The sequence below is a fragment of the Pseudomonas sp. Pseusp88 genome (assembly GCF_047303955.1).
Classification (GTDB): domain Bacteria; phylum Pseudomonadota; class Gammaproteobacteria; order Pseudomonadales; family Pseudomonadaceae; genus Aquipseudomonas.
The window spans coordinates 1-21,456 of the sequence record NZ_JBGLYM010000056.1 but is presented as its reverse complement, the minus strand read 5'-3'; the positions used below and the strand labels follow the sequence as shown (position 1 = coordinate 21,456).

Here is a 21,456-nt window from a genome sequence, read left to right as displayed (position 1 = left end):
GCAAACCGCGTCGCTGCTGATGGTGCTGATCGCGTTGGTGCAAACCGCGTAGCCGCTGATGGTGCCGACCGCGTTGGTGCAAACCGCGTCGCTGCTGATGGTGCTGATCGCGTTGGTGCAAACCGCGTAGCCGCTGATGGTGCCGACCGCGTTGGCGCAAACCGCGTCGCTGCTGATGGTGCTGACCGCGTTGGTGCAAACCGCGTAGCCGCTGATGGTGCTGACCGCGTTGGTGCAAGCCGCCTGAGCTGATCCCCAGGCGCTTGTCCCTCCAGCCCGGCTTTTGCCGGGCTTAATTTTGCCTGCGCAAAACCCCTCGCGTCCAAATCCCGCCCTTAACTCGACAACTGATTGGCGAACTGCCCCACGGCACTGACCACACGCTGCGCGCCGTCCTGGATATCGACGATCACCGAGCCCGCCTGGCTGGCCAGGTCCAGGCCTTGCTGCGCCTGTTGTTTGCCATTGACGATGATCGTCACCGCCTGCTCGGCCAGTTTCTGGTTCTGTGCCACGACACCGACGATTTCTTCGGTAGCCTTACTGGTACGAGAGGCCAGTTGCCGGACTTCGTCCGCTACCACGGCAAAACCACGACCCTGCTCACCGGCACGGGCTGCTTCGATGGCAGCGTTGAGGGCCAGCAGGTTGGTCTGGTCGGCGATGCTACTGATACTGCTGATGATCGAGCCGATGATCTGAGACTGCTTGTCGAGGGCGGCGATGCTCTCGGCAGCTTGCTCCATGTGCTGGGCCAGTTCGCGCATCACGTCGACTGTTTCCTGAATCACACCGGCGCCTCTCTGGGCGGTGCCATCCGTCTGCTGGGAGGTGCTGAAGGCGATGTTCGCCGCCTCGGCGACGGCGTTTTCGCGATTGACCTGGTCGGTGATGACCGTGGCGAACTTGACCACTTTGTACAGTCGGTCATGGGCATCGGAAATAGGGTTATAGGAAGCCTCCAGCCAAACGGTATGGCCACGGCTGTCGATGCGCTTGAAGCGGCCGGTGACGAATTCGCCGCGACGCAGTTTTTCCCAAAAGTCCTGGTAGGCCTGGGAGTTGTATTCCTCCGGCGCGCAGAATATCTGGTGATGCTTGCCCTTGACCTGTTCCAGCGAGTAACCCACGGCACCGAGGAAGCGCGAATTGGCGTCCAGCACGGTACCGTCCAGGTTGAACTCGATGACTGCAGTGGAGCGTTGCAGCGCAGCGATCAGGTTTTCATGTTCGCGGGAGCTTTCGATGGTGCGGGTGAGGTCGCTAGAGTGCAGGGTGAAAGACTTGACCCGGCCACTGCTGTCGCGCACCGGTTGCAGGATCGAGCGTAGCCAGGCTTCGTCACCGTTGCCGCGCAGCAGACGCACGGCACCATTAAGGTGTTCGCCGCGGCTGAGGGCCGTTTTCAGGCGCTGGAAAAAATCCAGTTGCTTGACGTGGGCCGGTACCAGATCTTCCAGAGCACGCCCCAAAAGATCGGCCGCCCGATAGCCCATTTCTTTTTCGAAATTGGCATTCACTGACTCAATCCGTCCTTGGGCATCGAGGTGCACGACCAACATTTCGCTGTCCAGACTTTCACGCACCTGCTGGACTGACGAAAGCTCCTCCTGAAGGGTCGCCAACTCTTTTTTCAAACGTTGATTGAACATGCGAAATGCGCTCATTTTTATGGGCTGGGTAGATGCCTGAACATCGGCTGAGCAACCCGTTACTTGAGACCTTTATGGCGCTTCGACAGTATCCAGATACTCGGCCACAACGATTTGATCGACCTTGCGCTGACCGGCCTCGAGAAATCGCTGAAAGGCTTCACTTTCAAGCACTTTGTCGGCCTCGCGACGCAGCGTTTTCTGCTCTGCATAGGGTGCTTTTTCGCCGTCATGCTTGAGCGCATAGGCCAGCTCCAGGACCTCGATCAACTTGCTGCGAAACTTGTCCATTCCCCGCCCGCTGGCGATGCGTCGGAAGGTCGCAAGAAACAGGGTTTCTCCGCGTCCGGCGTGAGTGCGATCCTGGGCCGTGCGACTGACATATGCCACCGCACATAACCCCACGCCGCTGCGCTTGCGCCAATGCACCACAGCGCGTTCGTTCAGCGACAGGACATCCTCACTGCGCCAGGCCAGGCCGCTGTGCAGCAGATGAATGATGGCCGCATCCAGCGCCCGCCGCGTACCGCCAAAGCGTGCATCGGTAAAGCGGGCGTGGACCAGCGGTTCTTTGTTTTTCAGGACTCGCACTATCCATACACGGCCTCGGGCTTCCCGGGTGATGCCGCGTGGAACGGTGTAGGTGACAGCATCGACAACCTTGTCGTAACACCTGAGACCGGAAATATCGGTTTCAGTGGTGGTGTTCATTGCGTCGCTGACGGGGTTTTGACGTGTTATCAGGTTATGCCTGCAACCTCTTGATACACAAATGATTGCGCCGGACGGTATAGGTGGCAAGTGGGCAGTATTGGCGTAGTAAACGGGAGAACTCGTGATGGCTGTAGGAGCGAGGCTTGCCCGCGAATGCGTCGACGCGGTGTGCTTGTCTTATCGCGCCGCTCATTTCGCGGGCAAGCCTCGCTCCAACGGCACAAGGTTGTTTGATGGCCCCTCAAAGCCGCTTCAAAACCACCGCCACCACCAGGCCGATATTGCCCAGCACCGTCTGCCGATAAACCCCGCAGCGCAGCAGGTTGAACAGCCGCAGCACCAGCCCCTGGTGACGCAGGCGCTTGAAGGTCGTCAGGCGTTGGCGGTTGGCGGGTGTCAGTTGCGGTTCGAGACGTTCAAGGCCTTCGATATTGATGCTGTTCCAGTTCTTGAAACGGCCCTGGAACAGCATGCGCAGGCGTACCCAGCGTGCCGTCCAGCTGGAGTTGGCGCCGACCAGGTTGCCGCCATGCTGGCGATAGAGCACGTAAGGCATGGCGTCGTAGCGCACCTGGCCACCGACGCCGGAGATCAGCAGATAAGCCCACCAGTCATGAGACACGATCGCCTGGCAGGTTCCGCTCAGGCGCAGCAGATGGCAGGCCGTGCGGTTGAAAACCATGGTATTGCCGCCGCCAATGCTCTGCACCAGGGCATTGGCAAACGAGGGCGGGCGACGGAACAGCGGCGAATAACCCAGCGATTGCTCGGCGTCACTGAACAGCTCGGTACGCCCCAGGTACAGCGCCGGGATCTCGGCGGGAATACCCCGCAGCCAGGCCACGGCGACCTGCAGTTTGTCTTCGCGCCAGATATCGTCCTGATCGCACCAGGCATAAGCATCGGCCTCGATATCGGTGCGGCAGGTGATCGACATGAAGTTATGGGCAAAGCCGCGACGCGGCCCGGCATACAGACGCAATCGGTCTTCGCCCCAGACGTGCTGATAGCGCCTGACAATTTCCAGGGTGTCGTCGCTTGAGCCGTCGTCAGATATCACCACCTGCCAGTTCGGCCAGGTCTGACGCTGGATCGACTGCAACTGCTGCTCAAGGAATGACCCGCCGTTATAGGTGCATAACAAAATGGCAATGCGCGGTCCCGGCGGTGCAGCCCGGTCATCAGGGAGGGATAGTGCGGGGATGGCTGCCGCCACCGGATCGGGTCCGGCCGGGCTTGGTGAAACCGGGCGCTCTGAACTTTCATCTACACGCGAACGACCATGAATACTGCACGAGGCCCCTGGTAAATGATCATCGATCATTGGCAGGTCCTGGGCCGGGGATTCCGATTCCCCTTTACAGGCAGTGTGGCATCGCCGCCCATGGGCAGCGGACGCAAACGACGAGCGGTGCAGCCCCGGACCGCTGAACGGACGGCGCAGGTTTCATGAAACTTAGCTCAGTGAAACGACTCTGCTGCCTTGCTCTGTAACGCGGCTATTGTCTGCACTTTCGATATCCGTACACCCGAGGCGACTTTGCCACATAATCGCCCCCGCGTTCCTTTCACAGTCAGGCTCTTGTGCACATGAAAAAACTGCTTCCCTTTCTACTCGGCGCTGCAATTACCTTGATACCTGCGGCTTTCGTCAATGCCGCTACAGCCCCGAAACCCGTCGAACTGGTCATCTTGAGCTCCGGCGGCATCATGTCCGCCTTCCAGGCCCTGAGTGCCGATTATGAACAACGCACCGGCGTGCGCCTGGTGGCTCAGGCCGCGCCGTCCATGGGCGCCACCCCCCAGGCCATCCCCAACCGCCTGGCCCGCAAGGAGCCGGCCGATGTGGTGCTGATGGTCAGCAGCGCCCTGGACCGGCTGATCAAGGACGGCCTGGTCGACCCGAAAAGCCGCGTCGAACTGGGCAAATCCTATATCGCCATGGCCATCCGCCACGGTGACCCGAAACCTGATATCAGCACCATGGAAGCCTTCAAGCAGACCCTGCTCGACGCCAAGAGCATCGCCTATTCCGACAGCGCCAGCGGCGTCTACCTGTCACGGGTACTGTTCAACCAGATGCACATCGGCGACCGTCTCAAGGACAAAAGCAAGATGATTCCAGCCACGCCCGTAGGTGAAGTCGTGGCCCGGGGCGAAGCGCAGATCGGCTTCCAGCAGCTGAGCGAACTCAAGCCGGTGGAAGGCATCGACATCGTCGGCCTGATCCCGGATCAAGCCCAGCAGATGACCCTCTACGCGGGCGGCATCGTCAGCCGCACTACCCACCCCGAGCAGGCCCGCCAACTGCTGGAATTCCTGGCCTCACAACAGGCGGCCAAGGCGATCAAGGCCAGTGGGCTGGATCCGATTGCCAAGTAAAGGTGCTCCCATGAAGACCAAGGCAGATACCGAAGACGATGCCATTTCCATTGAGGCGGCCCACGATAGTGAAGTGGAAAGCTGGCTTGTCAGCGAGGTGGCTCCTGCTTATGACGCCTTGAAAGTAGTCCTTCTCTTGCGCTAAGCAGCGATGAAGTACGAGCGCAGCTGCGAGAGATCGGGATCACACGAAGTAAGGTTTTGTAGGCGCTGTCGATGCTTCTGACACAGCGCAGGCGCGTAGCAGACAAAGGCCAGGGTGGGAGATTCTATGTTTGCTGTAAAGCCAGAGCAGCCCCTTCGCGAATGAATTCGCTCCCACAAAAAGTCAGTATTCCTGTATTGGCTGCGAATCAGTGCCGATCTCGACAACATAAACGTGTCGTACTCCAGATCATCCAGCGTAATGGTCAGGCGTTGCAGCGCCAGCAGCATGCACGCCCGCAGTGAAAGCGTGAAGCCATTAGTAGAACGCCAGGCGGGCCAGATCCAGCAGCGTGAACCGCCCACGGCCATCGGAACGCCAGCCGCCGGTGTCGATATGAAAGACATTGCCCAGCACATCCGGATTGGGCAGATGGGTATGACCCACCACCATGGCCCGCAGATCGGGAATACCGCTGGCATCCTGGCTGCGTTGACGCTCACGGGACCACTGGCACACCTCTTCGGCCCGCTCCAGACCCGGCAGATAGCCCAGCAGTGTGTCGCGCAACATCGCCCAACTGGGCAGCGGGCAATTGGCATGGACCAGGCCTACAGGGCCTTCTGCGGTCTCGACTTCCAGGGCAATCGGCATCTGCGCAAAGCGCTCGGCATAGAGCCGCTGCGCCTGGGGTGTCAGATCGAGAAACCAGGCCCCGCCGCTGGCCATATACAGGCGGTAATCCGGTATCCGGCCCTGCACATGCTGAATCGCCAGGGCCTCGTGATTACCCTGCACGGCAAAAAACCACGGCTGAGCCAGCCACTCCAGACACTGCGCACTTTCCGGCCCGCGATCCACCAGGTCACCGACGCTGAACAGCCGATCCACCGCCGCATCAAACTCCACCGCGGCCAGCGCCGCCTGCAAACGGCTGAAATGGCCGTGAATATCGCCCACGGCAAAATCCCGGCCTTGCGGGTTGGCGACAATCTGTTGGAAGCGGCTCATGGTTGGGGGTTCATCGGTTTGAATTGATGCCCAATGGACTGTGGAATGGGGAATAGGTTGCGCAGGGGCATGGCCCTTGGTCGGGCTGGGCTTTTGCCGGATTGATCAAGCCTATGGCTTGCCAATCAGAGCCACAGCCAGACGTCGTATCGCACTCAGCTCCGCCGCAGAGACTTTGCCTTTGAACTCAGCTCTGCGGGCTTTCCAGTCAAGACTCTTAACTTGGTCCGCTAATACAGCCCCTGAACGCTCACCGACCACTTCGACCTCAAACGGATACCCTTTGAGCTGGGTGGTCATGGGGCAACACAGCATCAGGCTTGTCTTATGGTTATAGCTTGAAGGACTGAGTACAACGGCAGGTCTGTGCCCTGCTTGCTCATGCCCTGCCTGCGGATCGAAATAAAGCCAAACAATGTCACCGGAATCAGGAACATAACGACGAACCATCAGAATATTTCCTTCCCAATGGCTGATCCAAAACTCACCTCCGTATGCGCGTTTTCCTCGGTGATACCGGCGATCAACGCATCCAGGTCAACCTCCTGCTGGGGGTAAACCGGCTCAAGCACCACACGACCGTTTTCAGTCCGCACATCAACGACTGAATCCAAAGACAGATTCGCCGACTTCATAACAGCGGCCGGGATTCGAACAGAAGGGCTATTGCCCCATTTCTTTATAGTGACTTGCATGGCGAAATCCTCAACCTTGTATCAACAATGAAGATACATTAACGTCGCCCTGAAAAAGTATCAACACTGTTGATACATGCAGAAAACATTGGTCGGATTTTTTATCGCTCTGATGACCTATAGCTCTGAGTTCTACCGGGCTAGCTGAAGGGTGCGCGCTATCTGTGATTGCACAGTGATAGCTATGACAATGCGGGTCCTGATCGCAAGATCTTATTGCGTGTGATGTCGCCAGTTCACGATGTTTTTTGGAGCCACTACCCTCTTGCTTGGAGCGAGGCTTGCCCACAGACAGGGTTTCCGTTTTTTCGCACCGTGGCAAACGGCTATTTCTTCAGCCGCATATTCAACCGCTGCAACGCATCGGCATAAGACTCTCCCGGCTTGGCCAGCTTGCTCAGCTCGTATTCGCTAAGCACCTTGGCCGACGCGGATCACATCCGCCAAGGCATAGCCAGTGAACTGTTCTTTCAGCTCGGCCAGATATCTATCGAGGTGCTTTATTTCCAGGCGACAGAGCGACTGAACCAGGCATATTTTTTCCTGACGAGCGTTTTTTCATGGTCGTGGATTGGTGGGTAGATAAGTCTTTCAGGGGGTGCGTGAAAGTCATCCCCAAATGGTATGGCACCAATATTGTCCTGGACGCAAAAGGCAATCTCGATTTGAGTCCTGAAGGAGGTACAGATCTAGACCGTGTAATGTCCTGTACTAATCGCTCTGAAAAGTATGTCGCTTGCCGACCGTGTTAAAGAAAAATGATGCGTCAGATGACGTGTCTGACTTCGTTGCAAAACCTGTTGAGTCGACAAAACTCTGTGGGCGTGTATGGAGTGATTGTGTGCGAACTCATTCGTGCAAGCAGGATTTCAGACGATATTGGTGCGTCGGATGTACTGGCCTATTCGCGAATGAATTCGCTCCCACCTGATTTGCTCCCTACCCCTGCCAACTGTTTGCTACGTGACAGCGCAACATCGTAAACACAACGGGCTCTTCTAACACCAATCAACCACCCAATCCGCCCTGTCCCGATCCCCTTCGATCAACCGCGCATTCGGCTCATCGGTCGAGTCAATCCACGCCCTCGCCGCCTCTTCACTGCGGCCAAACTGCTGATGCCGCTGCATTAACCGAAAGTGACGCTCTTCAGCACTTACTGACACAAACCAGCACTCGTCAAAAAGCGAGGCAACTGGAGCCCATGGGCCTTGGGAGAGCAGCAGGTAATTGCCTTCGCTGATGACCAGTCGGGCCTGTGGCAGGATGGTGATGGCGCCGGCAATGGACTCTTCGATTTCGCGCTGAAACAGCGGCGCGTAGATCGTTTCGTCCTGTTGCTGTTGCTTCAGACGTGCCAACAGGGCGCGGTAGCCGCCAACGTCGAAGGTGTCCGGTGCGCCTTTGCGTGAAGCCCGATCAAGGCGGGCCAGTTCGCGGTTGGCCAGGTGGAAGCCGTCCATGGGTACGACCACCGCCTGCTCGCCGAGGGCATCGGCGAGCAGTTGGGCCAGGGTGGATTTACCCGACCCGGGCGTGCCGACGATACCCAGCAGGCGCCGCCCGCCGCGATCGATCAGGGTCTGGGCGCGGGCGAGCAGTTCGGGAGGCAGTGCTGGGGTCATGGTTCAGTCCTGACGCAGGGTCTGTACGCCCAGGGAGCCCAGGGCATCCCAGTAGCCGGGGTAGGTCTTGCCGACACAGTCCGGGTCCTGGATGCGGATGCCGGCGATTTTCAGGCCGGCCAGGGCGAAACACATGGCGATGCGATGGTCGGCATGGGTGTCGATCAGGGCGTCAACTGTTTGTCCGGCCAAGGCTGGATTGGCGTGGACCAGCAGGTCATCGCCCTGCTCTTCGGCCAGGCCCGGAGCGATGGCGCAAAGGCCATGGGACAGCGCCGAGACGCGGTCGCACTCTTTAACCCGCAGGTTGGCCAGGCCAACGAAGCGTACCGGCTGGTTATTGAAAGCGGCGAGCACGGCCAGGGTCGGCACGGCGTCCTGCATCTGCGAGCCGTCGATCACGGCAGGCATGTTCGGGAAACGCTCGATCAGCAGGCGCGCTTCAGCGTCCGGCTGGGTGAAGTCTTCAGCGGCGACACCCAGATCGATGGCGCCGCCGGTCAGGGCCTGGGCCGCCCACAGATAAGTAGCCGCCGAGGCGTCCGGCTCGATATGGAAGTCCGTGGCCTGGTAGCCGGTCGGGGCGACGCGCCAGGTGCCGTTGTCCAGGGCCTGGACTTGCGCACCGAAGGCCTGCATGGCGGCCAGGGTCAGGTCGACGTAACCACGGGCGCCGATCTCGCTGCCGGTCAGGGCGACGTCAATCGGGCCCTTGGCGCAGGCAGCGGCCATCAGCAGTGCCGAAACATACTGGCTGGACAGGCCGCCATCGATCTCGATACGTCCACCCGCCAGGCCACCCAGGCCCTTGACGGTCACCGGCGGGCAACCGCTCGGCGCGCTGACATCCACACCCATGCGTTGCAGGGCATCGACCAGCGGACCGATGGGACGCTTGCGCATGTATTCATCACCATCGACGACGAATTCGCCTTCGAAATTGGCCAGCGCCGCGGTCAGAAAGCGTGTGGCAGTACCGGCGTTGCCGAGGAACAGCGCCTGTTGCGGCGCCTGCCAATGACCGCTGCTGGTGACGACAAAGGTGCTGTCGTCCGGCTCGTCGACCTGCACGCCCATCAGGCGCAGGGCTTCGGACATGACCCGGGTGTCATCGCTCTTGAGTGCGCCGCTCAGGCGGCTGGTGCCCTTGGCCAGGCCAGCCAGCAACAGGGCCCGATTGGTGATCGATTTCGAGCCCGGCGGGCTGACACGTCCGACCAGAGGCTGGTCGACAGGGGTAACGGTAAGGGTAGAAGTGGCTCGCATGATGTCCCTGAAGGTCAGCGCAAAATCGCGATCCTAGCAGACATGGCCCAGCGTGCCGACACATCGCAGAAGGCGAAATGTCCGGGCTGCGAAGTCGGGCGACCTCGCAGGTATCCAATCAAGTGTTCTCCCAGTGCCTCTTCGCATTCCATGCTAGGACCTGGCTCCTGACACTGGGTGAACGACCCACATACTAGCTGCTTGCCGCCACTGTGGATTTAGGACATCGCCGATTGAGTACTGCGTCATGAAAAAAAGCTGAATCGTGCTCAAGATCGGGCGTTTCCAGCCATTATTCGTGGACTGTGACCCGATTCCGGCCGTTTTTCTTCGAGCTATACAGCGCCTGGTCGGCCCATTCGATCAAGGTCTTGTAATCTGCGGTGGGTTGCGACAGATCTGCGACCCCCAGACTGATGGTGCAACGGATCACCTGGCCCTCGTGACTCATCTCCTGGGCCTCGATGGCCTGGCGCAAACGCTCGGCAAAAATCCGCCCGCCGTCCTTGTCGGTATCGGGCAGCAGCACGACGAATTCCTCGCCGCCGTAGCGGCCGGCGATATCGGCGGTGCGTGCCAGTTGGCGGGTCACTTCGGCCACACGCTGGATGACTTTATCGCCCATCTGGTGGCCGTAGGTGTCGTTGACCCGCTTGAAATGGTCGATGTCGAACATCACCAGGGTGGCCTGGGAGTCATAGCGGCAATGACGCGCGTATTCGTTCTTCAGCACTTCTTCCCAGTGGCCGCGGTTGAACAGGCCGGTCAGGCGGTCGGTGCTGGACAGCTCCAGCAGGGCATTGTTGGCCGCCTGCAACTGGTGACGGTTGGTGGCCACGTCCGTGACATCGTAGATCACCAGGCAGATATGGCTGATCTCGCTGGTGGTCGAACGCAGCGGGAACAGCGTGGTGTTCTGGTACATGAAGTCTTCCTGGCCGGTAATCGGCTGGTAGTTCTTGAACCGTACCAGGTAGGGCCGCTGCTCCCAGATGGTGAACGCCGGCGTGCCCAGAGTGACCACGCTTTCGATCTTCTTGCTGAACCAGCGCTCGTTGACTTCCGGGAACAGCTTGAAAAACGACTGGTTGGCCGCCTTGTCAGGCAGCACGCCGGTGCGGTTCTCCATGAAGGTGTTCCATAGCTGCACCCGATAATCGCGATCAAGCACCACCAGCCCCACGTCGATGTTCTGGGTAATGGTGAGCATCCAGTGCAGTTCTTTGAGATCGATGTTGTTCATGGGTCAGCTCATCAGATAAGCAAGTTTGTGCGAGAGCAGCTCGACCGAGTCTTCGGTGAACAACATCAGCAAATCGAAATGAATGTTATGGCCCTCCAGGCTGTAGCTGATCTCCACGGCAAGGGTTTTCTTCCAGCGCTGCTGGTTGATACGAATCAGCTCATCGATACCGCCGAGCTTGCCCAGCACCTGAGGGTGGCCCTGGGAGAATTCGACATCGATCTGCTCGGCGATCCCGCTCAGGCAGGCACCAATCAGCACGGCCGAGAGGTCCAGAAGCATTTCCATATCGGTGTAATCGGCCGAATCGCGCTGCATCAGCCTGGCCATGTCGGCGATTTCCGAGTCATGGAACAGCAGCAGCGCTTCGCCGGCGATGCAGTCGCCGATATAGCCCTGGCAGACAGCGGTCAGGCGGTCGCGGCTCTGGGCGTCGACCAGGGCCATGTGCAGTTCGCCAACTTCGAGCATGTTGACGTTGGGCACCGGCAACTGCACGAACACCCCCAGCACCCGGGCCAGCAGCGCGGCGGCGCGACCCATGGCGACGTTGACGATCTCGCGCAAGGCATCGTGCAGGCTGATACGCGATACCGCGGCCGTCGGGATCACCGCCGGCGCGGTAGACGGCACGCCGAGCAGGCCAAGACGGTTCAGGGTCTGTTTGAGCTCTTCTGGATCAGCCGGCTTTTTCAGGAACGCCAGCGCGCCCAGCTCCATGCAGCGGCGTACGGCTTCTTCCTGAATGTCGCCGGAGACGACGATGATCTGCGCGTCGAGGTTTTCTTCGCGTACGACCGCCAATGCCTGATAGCCATCCATGACCGGCATGGTCAAGTCCAGCAGCACCACTTTCCCCAGTCCCTGACGGATCGCATCAACGCCTTCCTGGCCGTTGGTGGCCATCGTGACCGAAACATCCCAGTCGCTGGGTAAAGCCCGGAGCAACTGCTTGCGCGCCATGTTGGAGTCGTCGCAAATCAGCAGGGGAATCATCGGCATTACTTTGTTTCTCACTGCGAAAAAGTTTCAGCCAGGGTCTCGGACAGCCTGCACAGTAACATCTGTACGGGCGCCCTTAAGGAATAGAGATGTCGAAGGCGTATAAAGAGCTGGTTGAGTCGAATATGCACTCTCCGCGCTTACCCCTTGATCTCTATGCAATATCTATGCTCAATGCCCGGTAACGAAATGGCTGATTGCCATCTGTCGCAAAACCATGACAGTCAAGCGCACAACCGTACCAAAAAATGCCTGCCGGACGTTTGTTCCAGAGCACCTTGAGGCTAGACTCATGCCCTCGCCAGCGCCTCGTGGAAGCCTAGATGAACGACGACCATCCACTGAACCAGAGAGCAGTGGCCGCCAGCAATGATCCTTTGGTCTTCATCATTGATGACGACACTGCCCTGCTTGAAGCCCTGGGCAGCCTGTTGCGCTCCATCGGATTGCGCGTGGCCACCTTCGCCTCGGTCGCCCAATTCGCCCAGTACCCGCGCCCCGACGTGCCCAGTTGCCTGGTTCTGGACGTGCGCCTGCAAGGCACCAGTGGCCTGGACTTCCAGAATGAGCTGGCCAAGGCCCAGGTCGAACTGCCCATCGTGTTCATGACCGGTCACGGCGATATCGCCATGACCGTACGGGCGATGAAGGCTGGCGCCGTGGATTTTCTGGCCAAACCGTTTCGTGAGCAGGATCTGCTCGATGCCGTGACCAGCGCATTGGACAAGGACCGCCAGGGCCGTGAAGCGCAAAAGGCCAACCGCCAGATGCGCGAGCGCTACGCCAGCCTGACCCCGCGCGAACAGGAAATCATGGCCCTGGCGGCCTCGGGTCTGATGAACAAACAAATTGCCGGGAAAATCGGCCTGAGCGAGATCACGGTGAAGATCCACCGTGGTCATGCCATGAAGAAGATGAACGCCCGCTCCTTCGCCGAGCTGGTGCGCATGGCCCAGCTGCTGGAAATCAAGACGTCATAGTCATCGCAAATAACGATGTTGTGGGAGCCAGTTCTGCGGGAGATCCCGCCCCGTCTTCGGCACCGCGCTGTCGAGCAGAAAACACTTTGCCGGGGCGGGAACACAGCCTGTGGGAGCGAATTCATTCGCGAAGACGGTTTTGAAAACAACACAAATGCAGCGTGTGTACCGGCCTCTTCGCGGATAAATCCGCTCCCACATAATTAGAAACCAAATTGAGTATTTTTAATTCAGAGGGTGGCGTCAGGCCAGCGCCGACTCCAGGCAATCAATCAACGCCTGGGCGCTGAAGGGCTTGGCCAGAAAGCCCACCGCGCTGCCGGTCATGGCCCGACGGCGGATGCTGTCTTCGGGGAATGCCGTAATAAACAGCGTCGGGATCGCAAAGCCCCGGGCCGTCAATTGCTCATGCAGTTGCAGGCCACTCATCTCAGGCATTTGCACATCAGTAATCAGACAATCGGCCTGATTCAGGCAGTCGGAGTCGAGGAACGCCATGGCCGAGGCAAACAGGCACGCCCGCCAGCCCAGCGAACGAATCAGGCTGTCGATGCCCGTGCGCACTGCCGTGTCATCGTCGACAACCGCTATCACCGGAAGCTTGGACAAACCCTTTACCTTCAATTGAAATGAACCACCCTGCACCGACGTGGCGCAGAGTTGCACGTTAACCAGTGCGCGCTCGTGGCGAAATCATACCCACGTATAAAGCGCGGGCCAGACTGACCGAAGGCGTATTTTCTGACCGTTCGATCAAGCAGGCACAGCTTGTCGGTGCGCCAGCATGTAGCGGTGAAAGTCGGCCACTGCCAGGGGCTTGGCGTAGTGATAGCCCTGCGCCTCGTCACAGCCATGGTCGATCAGTGCCGCAACGATGCCCGAGTGTTCGATGCCCTCGGCAATCACCGTCATGTCCAGGCTGTGGCCCAGGCCGATCACCGCGCGGACAATGGCGGCATCCTTGGGATCATCGAGCATGCCGCGCACGAAGGACTGGTCAATCTTGAGCTTGTCGACCTCAAAACGCTTGAGGTAAGCCATGCTCGAATAACCGGTGCCGAAGTCATCGATGGACATCTTCACGCCCAGGGCCTTGAGGTCGCGGATCATGGTCATGACCCGCTCGGAGTTCTCGATCAGGATCGACTCGGTCAACTCCAGTTCCAGCAGCGAAGGCTTGAGCCCGGTGTCCTGCAAGGCCTGGCGAACCTGCTCGACCAAACCGTCCTGACGAAACTGCACGGCCGAGCAATTCATCGCCACGGTCAGCTCACCGAAACCGGCGCGCTGCCAGGCCATCGCCTGCTTGCACACCTCATGCAGCAGCCAGTGGCTCATGGGCAGGATCAGGCCGCTGGATTCAGCCACTGGAATGAACTCCGATGGCGGGATAGCGCCCTTCTCCGGGTGCCACCAGCGCATCAGCGCCTCGGCGCCAATGACCCGACCGGTCAGCAGATCGATCTGGGGCTGATAATGAATGCTCAGTTCAGCCTGCTCGTGGGCGTTGCGCAGCTGGGTCTGGATCTGCAACAGCCACAGGCCGCGCTCGCCCATGGCCGCCTCATAGAAAGCCCAGGTGTTGCGACCGTTGTTCTTGGCCTGATAGAGCGCGGTATCAGCAGCCTTGAGCAACGAGCCGAAGTCATTACCGTGCTCGGGGTACAGCGCCACACCAATGGAGGCGCTGACGGCGAGGCGATAGTCCTGGATCTGGAACGGCTCGCGTACCGCCTGCAGCACCTGTTCGATCACCTCGACCAGGTACTCGCGGTTGTCGTCGCTGATCAGAATCAGAAACTCATCGCCGCCCAGCCGCGCCACGGTGTCCACCTGCGGCTGCAAGGCCAGCAGGCGTTGGGCCAGGCCTTCGAGGATCAGATCACCGGAGACGTGGCCGAGGGAGTCGTTGATGGTCTTGAAGTTATCAACGTCGAAATACAACAGCGCCAGACGCTGCTGCCCGGCGCTGCACGCACTGATGCAATGGTTGACCCGCTCGCGCAGGAAACGCCGGTTGGGCAGGCCGGTCAGGGCATCGTGAAAGGCGCTGTCGCGCAGCTCATCGACCACCTGCTGACGGCGCAGACGAATGCGCTGCAAGCGCTGGCTCAAGCCGAAAATTGCCAGCAACAGCACACTGAACATCAACACCGCCGCGATGACCGTGTATTTCCAGCTCGCCAGATAATCCTCGGACGCCAGGCCGGTGACGATCACCAGGGGAAACTGGCCGACGCGCTTGAAGCCATACAGGCGCTTGATGCCATCGATGCGCGACGACATGACCACCGTGCCCTGCTGCTCACCCCTGGCGATCATCTGATCGATCTTGTCGGCGGCGTACTGGCGGTAAGGGTTATCGGCCTTGGGCGCGCGCAGTACCAGATCAGGGCGATCGGCACGGCGCACGGTAATCACGCCATGGCGGCCGACATCGATCTGATCGAACAGCTCCAGCATGGTCTTGAGCGGGCGGCTGAACGCCACCCAGCCAATATGCCGACGCTGGTTGTCGAACACCGGGACCGCCATGTGCAGCACGTCTCGGCCCTTGTCGTTGCCCATGACCATCGGCCCCAGGCTGCGTCCATCGTCGGGCTGCGGCGTCAGACTGGCCCAGAAATGCAGCTCGTCAGTCGACGGCTCGGCGCTTTTTTCATCGGTGCGCAGCAACAGCCGGCCATCGCTGGCCAGCACGTCGAAATCACCCATTTCGACAAAGCGACTCTCCAGCGCCTTGAGCTTGCGCTGCCCCGCCGCACTGCCCGCCGGCATACTGAACAGGCTGTCATCGATGCGCAGGGCGATGCCTTGCAGGCTGGCCTGGAAGCCTTGCAGCGTGGCATTCAAACGCGCTTCGAAGATCAGGTTGAGATTGCCGATATCCGCCTCGGCCTGACGCTGGACCTGACGATAATCCAGGTACAACAGACCGCCCAGCACACCGGCCATGGCCATGGCCGACAACAGCCAGAGGCCGATCCTGCGGCGACTTGTGCTGAACATGCTGGATGTCTTCCTGAGTGAGAGTGAATGGGGGTTCAAGCATAAGGACGCGACCTTAGCATCCAGCAATGCCCGTGCCGATCAGCTATCGGGTTGGCGGATCTATACCTGGGTATAAAAGCGGTCTGATTTTTGTGGGACCGGCTTTAGTCGGGAAAGGGCCGGTACATCCGCTGCATGTGTTTGATCGGCAAGGACGCCTTCCCGGCTAAAGCCGGTCCCACCATCAGTTATTCACTTCCTGCAACGTCTCCTTGGGCAAGGCAAAACTCAACAACGCGCCCTGCCCCGGTTCACTGTCCGCCCAGATCCGGCCGCCATGGGATTCGATGATCGAGCGGCAGATCGACAGGCCCATGCCCATGCCATTGGCCTTGGTGGTGAAGAACGGGTCGAACAGGCTGGGCATGTTCTGCGCATCGATACCGGGGCCGCTGTCACGGATCTGCAGCACCACGCCTTCGTCGCCGGTGTAGCGCAGGTGCACGTGCAGGTTGCGGCGGCCGTCCTGAACGCCAGCCATGGCCTGCACGGCGTTCATGATCAGGTTGATGATCACCTGTTGCAGCTGAATGCGATCGCCGCGCACCGAGGGCAGCGGCTCGTCCATCTGGACGCTCAGGGTCACGCGCTGGCGCTGGATTTCGCGCTGGACCAGGGCGATGGACTCTTCGAGCACCTCGGGTAGATCGAGGCTGACGTTCTGCGGGTCGGTCTTGCGTGACAGCGCCCGAATGCGCCGGATCACTTCACTGGCACGATGCGCCTGGGTTTTGGCCCGCTCGATGGCGGCGCGCACCTCGTCGGTGTCCGGCACTTCGCGATTCAGCCAACGCAGCCCGGCCTCGGCATTGGTGATGACAGCGGCCAGGGGTTGATTGACTTCATGGGCAATGGACGCCGCCAACTCGCCCAACGTCGTGACTCGGGTGATATGAGCCAGGTCGCTCTGGGAGCGATGCAGGGCCTCCTCGGCGTTCTTGGCCGTGGTGACGTCCATCAGGGCGCCGACATACTCACGATGACCGGCGCCGTCCTCGACCTCCCGGGCCAGCATGCGAACATGCTTGGTGCGGCCGTCGGGCATCTGCAGGCGAAACTCGGCGGCCAGGTTCACGGTACCGGCAGCGGCCTGTTCGATGATCGAGCGCAGCAGCTTGCGATCCTGGGGATGGGTACGCTCAAGCATGGCGTCCACCGAAGGCCGCTGTACGGCGTCGAACTCGAAAATCCGTCGCGCCTCATCGGACCAGTACATGGCGGTACCAGGCAATTCCAGGCCGAGGCTGCCGGTCTGGCTCAGCCGCTGGGCCCCGGCCAGAAATGCCTCGCTGCGATGCAGCAGGCGTATCTGCTCCTGCAACTGGTCCTTGCCAGCCTTGTTCTTCAGGGCCAGGTACCCGGCGATGGCAATGGCCGCCAGGCTCACCAGACAACGACCGAACGCCGGCCCCCAGAACTCATCCCCGTGGGCGACCACATAAGCGATCAGGGTCAGGGCCACGCTGGCATAGGCCACGATTAACACACCGCGACGCGAAAACAGGTCCACGGCAATCAGAATCACCACGATGTACAACACGGCGATGGCCACATCGAGGGAACTTAAGCTGTCGATCAGAAAGATGATCAGGGTGATCGCCAGCGCGCCAATGCGCATCAGCCAAGGAGCCAGGAGGGGGCAGAGTCGTGAGGTGGAAGAAAAAGTCATCGTGCGTCCTTGGCATATATAAAGATAGCTAGATAGCTATATATAAATACAATCCACGGGTACATGCGTTATGGGGCCTGCTGGGGATCACAGTCTAATGTGGGAGCGAATTCATTCGCGAAAGAGGCCTGCCAGACGGCAAATATCTAGCGGATGTACCGGCCTCTTCGCGAATGAATTCGCTCCCACATGGGCTCCCGCGAAGCACTCAAATACGGAACTGTTTTACCAATCCACCCAGACGATTACCCAACTCATTCAGGCTACGCGCTGTCTGCGCACCACCCTGGGCATCATCGGCCACGCTATCCACCGACTGGGCGATCTGGGTCATGCTGCGGCTGACCTCCTCGGCCACGGAGGTCTGCTCTTCCGAGGCGCTGGCGATCTGCGCGTTCATGTCGTTGATGGTCTCGATCAGATGGCCGATGGCATCCAGGGACTTGCCCGCCTGGTTGGCCAGCTCGCCGGTGGTCTTGCCGGTCTCGCTGGAGCGGCTCATGGAGGTGACGGCATCCTGTGTGCCGCGCTGCAACAGGCCGATCATTTCATTGATCTCCTGGGTGCTTTTCTGGGTGCGACTGGCCAGGGCGCGGACTTCGTCGGCGACCACGGCAAAACCACGCCCGGCATCCCCGGCACGGGCCGCTTCGATGGCCGCGTTCAAGGCCAGCAGGTTGGTCTGCTCGGCGATGGAGCGAATCACATCGACCACACTGGCGATGGACTCCACATTCTTCTGCAGATGATCCAGGGACGAGCTGCTGTCACTGATCTCACCGATCAGTTCATGAATACTGGCAATGCTCTCGGTGACCACCCGGCGCGCTTCGCTGCCGACATCGCTGGTCTGCCTGGCCGCCTGAGAGGCGCCCTGGGCACTGACCGAGACCTGATGCGCCGCCGTGGACATCTCATGAATGGCGGTGGCGACCTGATCGGTCTCCTGGCGCTGCAGCTCCATCTGATGCTCGGAGCGTCCGGCCTGGGACGACATGTCGCCGACCAGCCCGGTCAACTGCCCGGTCATCTCGGCAATCTGCCGCACCAGAGTGTGAATCTTCTCCACGAACAGGTTGAACGAGTTGGCCAGCACGCCCAGTTCGTCGTTGCTGGTGATGGGCAAGCGGTGGGTCAGGTCGCCGTCACCGGCGGCAATGTCATCGAGCTTGTTTTTGATCGCCAGTACCGGCTTGACGATGCTGTTGGCCAACAGCGCACCGACACCCGCCACCAGGGCCAACAGCACCGCGGCGATGGCAATGATGAACGCCGTGTAGGAACCGATCCGGCTGTGACGATCAGCAGAAATGGCCTGTACCTGCTGTTCGATATCGTCCAGGTTCACCTGGGTGCCGAAGATCAGGTCCCACTTGTCCAGGAACACCGTATAGCCGAGTTTGGGAACGGGCTTGTCACTGCCTGGCGTCGGCCAGTCATAGCGGAAGAAATGCTTGCCGGACTTGCCCGCCTCGACCAGACCACTGACCACCGGCACGCCATTGGCGTCCTTGGAGTCAATAAAGCTCTTGCCGATATCCTGGTCTTTATCTGCCCAGAACACCCGCACACTGGCCGAGTTATAGCCATAGAAGTAAGCGGCCTTGTCGTAGTTCAACTTGCGCAGTACTTGCACGGCCTTGTCCCGGGCAGCCATATCGCCTGGCGCCGCGGCATCGTAGATCGGCTTGATCGCGGCAAGACCGATTTCGGTGTAGTTCTTGAGCGATAAACGCCGCTCTTCGGTCAACAGGGTGCGGGTCTGGTCGACTTCTTCAGTCGCCAGTTTTTCCAGGACCACAAAGGCGATGGCGCTGATGACGGCAGCCAGTAACAGGCTGGGCACAATCGCTAACAGGATCACTTTGCTACGTAGGTTCAGCACCACGGGAGATTCCTTTCCAAAACAGTGAAATCGAAGAGAAATGATGCCCCAACCCGCAACAGAGGAGCTTGACCATGCGCAGGGGTTGCGAAAGCAGACAGGAAGTTTTCGGCAGACCGAAAGATCTGCCGATGATAGAAGACGCCCGCAGGGTGTCAATGGGCCATAAACAATTAAATGTCACATATAAGCTAAACAAAAAAACGCGGATATGAAACGACGTGGAAAAGGCTGTCCGAATTCGCCGAAATACACCTGCCACGCTCCGCTATAGTTATGCCGAGTTGACTGGGCATTGCATTCAGAATCCCCGGCCATTGTCGATAACACAGATATCCCCTTACAGAGCAAAGAGACTTTTTCTCCTCGCCACAGGACGCCTTACCTTTGCCTGAGCTTTTAACCTCGACCCAGAAGAGCTTCACCGGAAGGCTCAAGCGCATGCCTGTGGTGAAGGTCTCCATCGCTTTCATCATCGTGGTCTGTGCGTCGATTATCGGCCTGTCGATCTATCAACTGCTCCAGGCCCGCGATCACGAACTCGATCATGCCCGCACCGACAGCACCAACCTGGCCAAGGCCATGGCCCAGCAGGCCGCCGATGCCTTCGATGAAGCCAATATCGTGCTCAGCGGCACCATCGAACTGTTCCAGGCCAACCGCCGCAGCGCGCACAACAACTCCAATGTCCAGGCCTTCGTCGAGCAACAGGTCAGGTCGGTCAATCAGTTGCATGGCGTATTTATCTACGGCAAGGACGGCCAATGGCTGCTGTCATCATTCGACAAGATTCCACCCGCTGCCAACAACTCGGATCGCGAGTATTTTCAGTTCCACGCCAGCCATACGTCCCTGGTGCCGCGCATCAGCAATGCCATCCGCAGCCGCACCACGGGCGAATGGATCATCCCGCTCTCAAGGCGCATCAATGATGAAAACGGCCAGTTCCTCGGTGTGGCCCTGGCGACCATCAAGATGTCGTACTTCGACAAGTACTTCGCCAGCTTCGGCATTGGCAATGACGGGGTGATCTTCCTGGCCAAGGCCGACGGCACGATTCTGGCGCGCCGCCCCTTCGTCGAGGAAAACATCGGCGCCAGCCTGGCCAAGGGGCAGATCTTTTCCAATTACCTGCCCTACGCCAGCTCCGGGGTGGCCATGGTGCCGTCCATTCTCGATGGCATCATGCGCCTGTACGGCTATCGCACCGTAGACAACTACAACGTGATCGTCGCCGCCGGGATATCCCGACGCACCATCCTCGCCGAATGGCAGGACTCGGCGCGCAACACCTACGGCATCATCTTTGCCCTGTTAGCGGTCAACACGCTGTTCGGCTTCATGCTGGTGATACAGCTGCGCTACGGCGTGCGCATCGAGGCCGATCTGCGTGACACCCAGAGCGTGCTCGAAGAGCTGGCCCTCAAGGACAGCCTGACGGGCCTCGCCAACCGGCGCCTGTTCGAGAAGAACCTGGAGCTGGAGTTTCTGCGTGGCCAGCGCGGCGCGGCGCCCTTGAGCCTGATCATGCTCGATATCGACTTTTTCAAGAGCTACAACGACCGCTACGGCCATGTCGCCGGCGATGCCTGCATCGTCGCCGTGGCCAATGTGGTCAAGCAATGCCTGCGTCGTCCGGGCGATCTGGGCGTGCGCTATGGCGGCGAAGAAATCGCCATTCTGCTGCCGGACACCGACAGCGACGGCGCGCTGAACATGGCCGAAACCATCCGCCTGGCCATTTACAACGAACACCTGCCCCATGCCGATAACCCGGAACAGGTGGTCACCGTGAGCATGGGCTGCCATACCGAAGTGCCAGGCATGGACGTCAGTGTCAAAGGCTTCGTCGAAAACGCCGACTCAGCGCTGTACCTGGCCAAGCGTACGGGGCGCAATCGAAGTATGGCGCTGTAGCGGGACAGGAGGTGGAGGGCGACGGGGAGGAACCTGTGGGAGCGGATTCATCCGCGAAAGGGCCAGTACAGCCGATGCTTATTCAGTGCCCGAAACACCGCTTTCGCGAATGAATTCGCTCCCACAGGTTCAGAGGTCACAAGGTCAGAGGCCACAACAGGAACAAAGGTTATACCGGACCTAATGTGGGAGCGGATTCATCCGCGAAGGGGCCAGTAC

At 59.7% G+C, this 21,456-nt stretch carries 18 protein-coding genes and 4 pseudogenes; 5 read left to right on the top strand and 17 right to left on the bottom strand.

Annotated elements, in window-relative coordinates; all coding sequences use genetic code 11:
- Positions 1-252: hypothetical protein (locus ACCD02_RS31460; RefSeq protein ID WP_413310417.1), on the top strand; the 252-nt coding region annotated here is incomplete at its 5' end.
- Between the two features lie 83 nt (positions 253-335).
- On the opposite strand, the pseudogene ACCD02_RS31455 reads toward ACCD02_RS31460, so the two are convergent.
- From ACCD02_RS31455 to ACCD02_RS31440, 4 genes and pseudogenes are all read right to left on the bottom strand, one after another.
- A pseudogene (locus tag ACCD02_RS31455) lies at positions 336-770 on the bottom strand (methyl-accepting chemotaxis protein); the annotation flags it as partial.
- Positions 771-875: 105 nt separating this feature from the next.
- A pseudogene (locus tag ACCD02_RS31450) lies at positions 876-1,562 on the bottom strand (PAS domain S-box protein); the annotation flags it as partial.
- A gap of 162 nt (positions 1,563-1,724) precedes the next feature.
- A complete protein-coding gene (locus tag ACCD02_RS31445) occupies positions 1,725-2,363 on the bottom strand; it encodes a hypothetical protein (protein ID WP_413310416.1) in 639 nt (212 codons plus the stop codon).
- Between the two features lie 244 nt (positions 2,364-2,607).
- On the bottom strand, positions 2,608-3,690 hold the full coding sequence (locus ACCD02_RS31440) for a glycosyltransferase family 2 protein (RefSeq protein WP_413310414.1): 1,083 nt from the start codon (positions 3,688-3,690) through the stop codon (positions 2,608-2,610).
- 266 nt (positions 3,691-3,956) lie between these two features.
- Between ACCD02_RS31440 and ACCD02_RS31435 the strand changes: the two genes are divergently transcribed.
- A complete protein-coding gene (locus tag ACCD02_RS31435) occupies positions 3,957-4,748 on the top strand; it encodes a substrate-binding domain-containing protein (RefSeq protein WP_413310413.1) in 792 nt (263 codons plus the stop codon).
- A gap of 10 nt (positions 4,749-4,758) precedes the next feature.
- Positions 4,759-4,893 carry a hypothetical protein gene (locus ACCD02_RS31430; protein WP_413310412.1) on the top strand — a complete coding sequence of 45 codons (135 nt, stop codon included), beginning with the start codon at positions 4,759-4,761 and terminating at the stop codon, positions 4,891-4,893.
- Between the two features lie 218 nt (positions 4,894-5,111).
- On the opposite strand, the pseudogene ACCD02_RS31425 reads toward ACCD02_RS31430, so the two are convergent.
- The 8 genes and pseudogenes from ACCD02_RS31425 to ACCD02_RS31390 all read right to left on the bottom strand — a co-directional run.
- A pseudogene (locus ACCD02_RS31425) lies at positions 5,112-5,210 on the bottom strand (hypothetical protein); the annotation flags it as partial.
- Between the two features lies 1 nt (position 5,211).
- Positions 5,212-5,904 (bottom strand): metallophosphoesterase, encoded by a 693-nt coding sequence (locus ACCD02_RS31420; protein WP_413310410.1) that lies wholly within the window; start codon positions 5,902-5,904, stop codon positions 5,212-5,214.
- Positions 5,905-6,015: 111 nt separating this feature from the next.
- The gene (gene mazF / locus ACCD02_RS31415; RefSeq protein WP_413310409.1) at positions 6,016-6,354 is read right to left on the bottom strand and encodes an endoribonuclease MazF; all 339 of its coding nucleotides are present in this window, start codon (positions 6,352-6,354) and stop codon (positions 6,016-6,018) included.
- Positions 6,354-6,599, bottom strand: a complete 246-nt coding sequence (locus ACCD02_RS31410; protein WP_413310408.1) for an AbrB/MazE/SpoVT family DNA-binding domain-containing protein — start codon at positions 6,597-6,599, stop codon at positions 6,354-6,356. Before ACCD02_RS31410 ends, mazF begins: the two co-directional genes overlap by 1 nt.
- Before the next feature lie 998 nt (positions 6,600-7,597).
- Complete coding sequence (locus ACCD02_RS31405) at positions 7,598-8,224, bottom strand: nucleoside/nucleotide kinase family protein (RefSeq protein ID WP_413310406.1); 627 nt, start codon at positions 8,222-8,224, stop codon at positions 7,598-7,600.
- Between the two features lie 3 nt (positions 8,225-8,227).
- Positions 8,228-9,490, bottom strand: a complete 1,263-nt coding sequence (gene aroA, locus ACCD02_RS31400; RefSeq protein WP_413310405.1) for a 3-phosphoshikimate 1-carboxyvinyltransferase — start codon at positions 9,488-9,490, stop codon at positions 8,228-8,230.
- 292 nt (positions 9,491-9,782) lie between these two features.
- Positions 9,783-10,733, bottom strand: a complete 951-nt coding sequence (locus ACCD02_RS31395) for a diguanylate cyclase (protein ID WP_413310404.1) — start codon at positions 10,731-10,733, stop codon at positions 9,783-9,785.
- Between the two features lie 3 nt (positions 10,734-10,736).
- Complete coding sequence (locus tag ACCD02_RS31390) at positions 10,737-11,735, bottom strand: response regulator (RefSeq protein ID WP_413310402.1); 999 nt, start codon at positions 11,733-11,735, stop codon at positions 10,737-10,739.
- 323 nt (positions 11,736-12,058) lie between these two features.
- Between ACCD02_RS31390 and ACCD02_RS31385 the strand changes: the two genes are divergently transcribed.
- Entirely contained in the window at positions 12,059-12,715 is a 657-nt protein-coding gene (locus tag ACCD02_RS31385) for a response regulator transcription factor (protein WP_413310401.1), read from the top strand.
- 243 nt (positions 12,716-12,958) lie between these two features.
- Here the strand turns inward: ACCD02_RS31385 and ACCD02_RS31380 are convergent, their stop codons facing one another.
- From ACCD02_RS31380 to ACCD02_RS31360, 5 genes and pseudogenes are all read right to left on the bottom strand, one after another.
- Positions 12,959-13,324, bottom strand: a complete 366-nt coding sequence (locus ACCD02_RS31380) for a response regulator transcription factor (RefSeq protein WP_413310399.1) — start codon at positions 13,322-13,324, stop codon at positions 12,959-12,961.
- A gap of 144 nt (positions 13,325-13,468) precedes the next feature.
- A complete protein-coding gene (locus ACCD02_RS31375) occupies positions 13,469-15,724 on the bottom strand; it encodes a putative bifunctional diguanylate cyclase/phosphodiesterase (RefSeq protein ID WP_413310397.1) in 2,256 nt (751 codons plus the stop codon).
- A 226-nt stretch (positions 15,725-15,950) separates the two neighbouring features.
- Positions 15,951-17,435: a sensor histidine kinase gene (locus ACCD02_RS31370; protein WP_413310395.1), complete on the bottom strand. Its 1,485-nt coding sequence runs from the start codon at positions 17,433-17,435 to the stop codon at positions 15,951-15,953.
- Between the two features lie 208 nt (positions 17,436-17,643).
- Positions 17,644-18,399 carry a methyl-accepting chemotaxis protein gene (locus ACCD02_RS31365; protein ID WP_413310421.1) on the bottom strand — a complete coding sequence of 252 codons (756 nt, stop codon included), beginning with the start codon at positions 18,397-18,399 and terminating at the stop codon, positions 17,644-17,646.
- Between the two features lie 102 nt (positions 18,400-18,501).
- A pseudogene (locus ACCD02_RS31360) lies at positions 18,502-19,236 on the bottom strand (cache domain-containing protein); the annotation flags it as partial.
- Positions 19,237-19,761: 525 nt separating this feature from the next.
- Here ACCD02_RS31360 and ACCD02_RS31355 point away from each other — a divergent pair.
- Positions 19,762-21,237 (top strand): diguanylate cyclase, encoded by a 1,476-nt coding sequence (locus ACCD02_RS31355; RefSeq protein ID WP_413310419.1) that lies wholly within the window; start codon positions 19,762-19,764, stop codon positions 21,235-21,237.
- Positions 21,238-21,456 lie beyond the last annotated feature (219 nt).

Excerpts from the sequence above, each read along its gene's own strand:
- ACCD02_RS31370 (WP_413310395.1), bottom strand. The coding sequence starts at position 17,435 with ATGACTTTTTCTTCCACCTCACGACTCTGCCCCCTCCTGGCTCCTTGG.
- ACCD02_RS31410 (WP_413310408.1), bottom strand. The coding sequence starts at position 6,599 with ATGCAAGTCACTATAAAGAAATGGGGCAATAGCCCTTCTGTTCGAATC.
- ACCD02_RS31385 (WP_413310401.1), top strand. The coding sequence starts at position 12,059 with ATGAACGACGACCATCCACTGAACCAGAGAGCAGTGGCCGCCAGCAAT.
- ACCD02_RS31395 (WP_413310404.1), bottom strand. The coding sequence starts at position 10,733 with ATGAACAACATCGATCTCAAAGAACTGCACTGGATGCTCACCATTACC.
- ACCD02_RS31440 (WP_413310414.1), bottom strand. The coding sequence starts at position 3,690 with ATGATCGATGATCATTTACCAGGGGCCTCGTGCAGTATTCATGGTCGT.
- mazF (WP_413310409.1), bottom strand. The coding sequence starts at position 6,354 with ATGGTTCGTCGTTATGTTCCTGATTCCGGTGACATTGTTTGGCTTTAT.
- ACCD02_RS31430 (WP_413310412.1), top strand. The coding sequence starts at position 4,759 with ATGAAGACCAAGGCAGATACCGAAGACGATGCCATTTCCATTGAGGCG.
- ACCD02_RS31435 (WP_413310413.1), top strand. The coding sequence starts at position 3,957 with ATGAAAAAACTGCTTCCCTTTCTACTCGGCGCTGCAATTACCTTGATA.
- ACCD02_RS31365 (WP_413310421.1), bottom strand. The coding sequence starts at position 18,399 with ATGGAGCTGCAGCGCCAGGAGACCGATCAGGTCGCCACCGCCATTCAT.
- aroA (WP_413310405.1), bottom strand. The coding sequence starts at position 9,490 with ATGCGAGCCACTTCTACCCTTACCGTTACCCCTGTCGACCAGCCTCTG.
- ACCD02_RS31445 (WP_413310416.1), bottom strand. The coding sequence starts at position 2,363 with ATGAACACCACCACTGAAACCGATATTTCCGGTCTCAGGTGTTACGAC.
- ACCD02_RS31390 (WP_413310402.1), bottom strand. The coding sequence starts at position 11,735 with ATGCCGATGATTCCCCTGCTGATTTGCGACGACTCCAACATGGCGCGC.
- ACCD02_RS31375 (WP_413310397.1), bottom strand. The coding sequence starts at position 15,724 with ATGTTCAGCACAAGTCGCCGCAGGATCGGCCTCTGGCTGTTGTCGGCC.
- ACCD02_RS31420 (WP_413310410.1), bottom strand. The coding sequence starts at position 5,904 with ATGAGCCGCTTCCAACAGATTGTCGCCAACCCGCAAGGCCGGGATTTT.
- ACCD02_RS31405 (WP_413310406.1), bottom strand. The coding sequence starts at position 8,224 with ATGACCCCAGCACTGCCTCCCGAACTGCTCGCCCGCGCCCAGACCCTG.
- ACCD02_RS31355 (WP_413310419.1), top strand. The coding sequence starts at position 19,762 with ATGCCTGTGGTGAAGGTCTCCATCGCTTTCATCATCGTGGTCTGTGCG.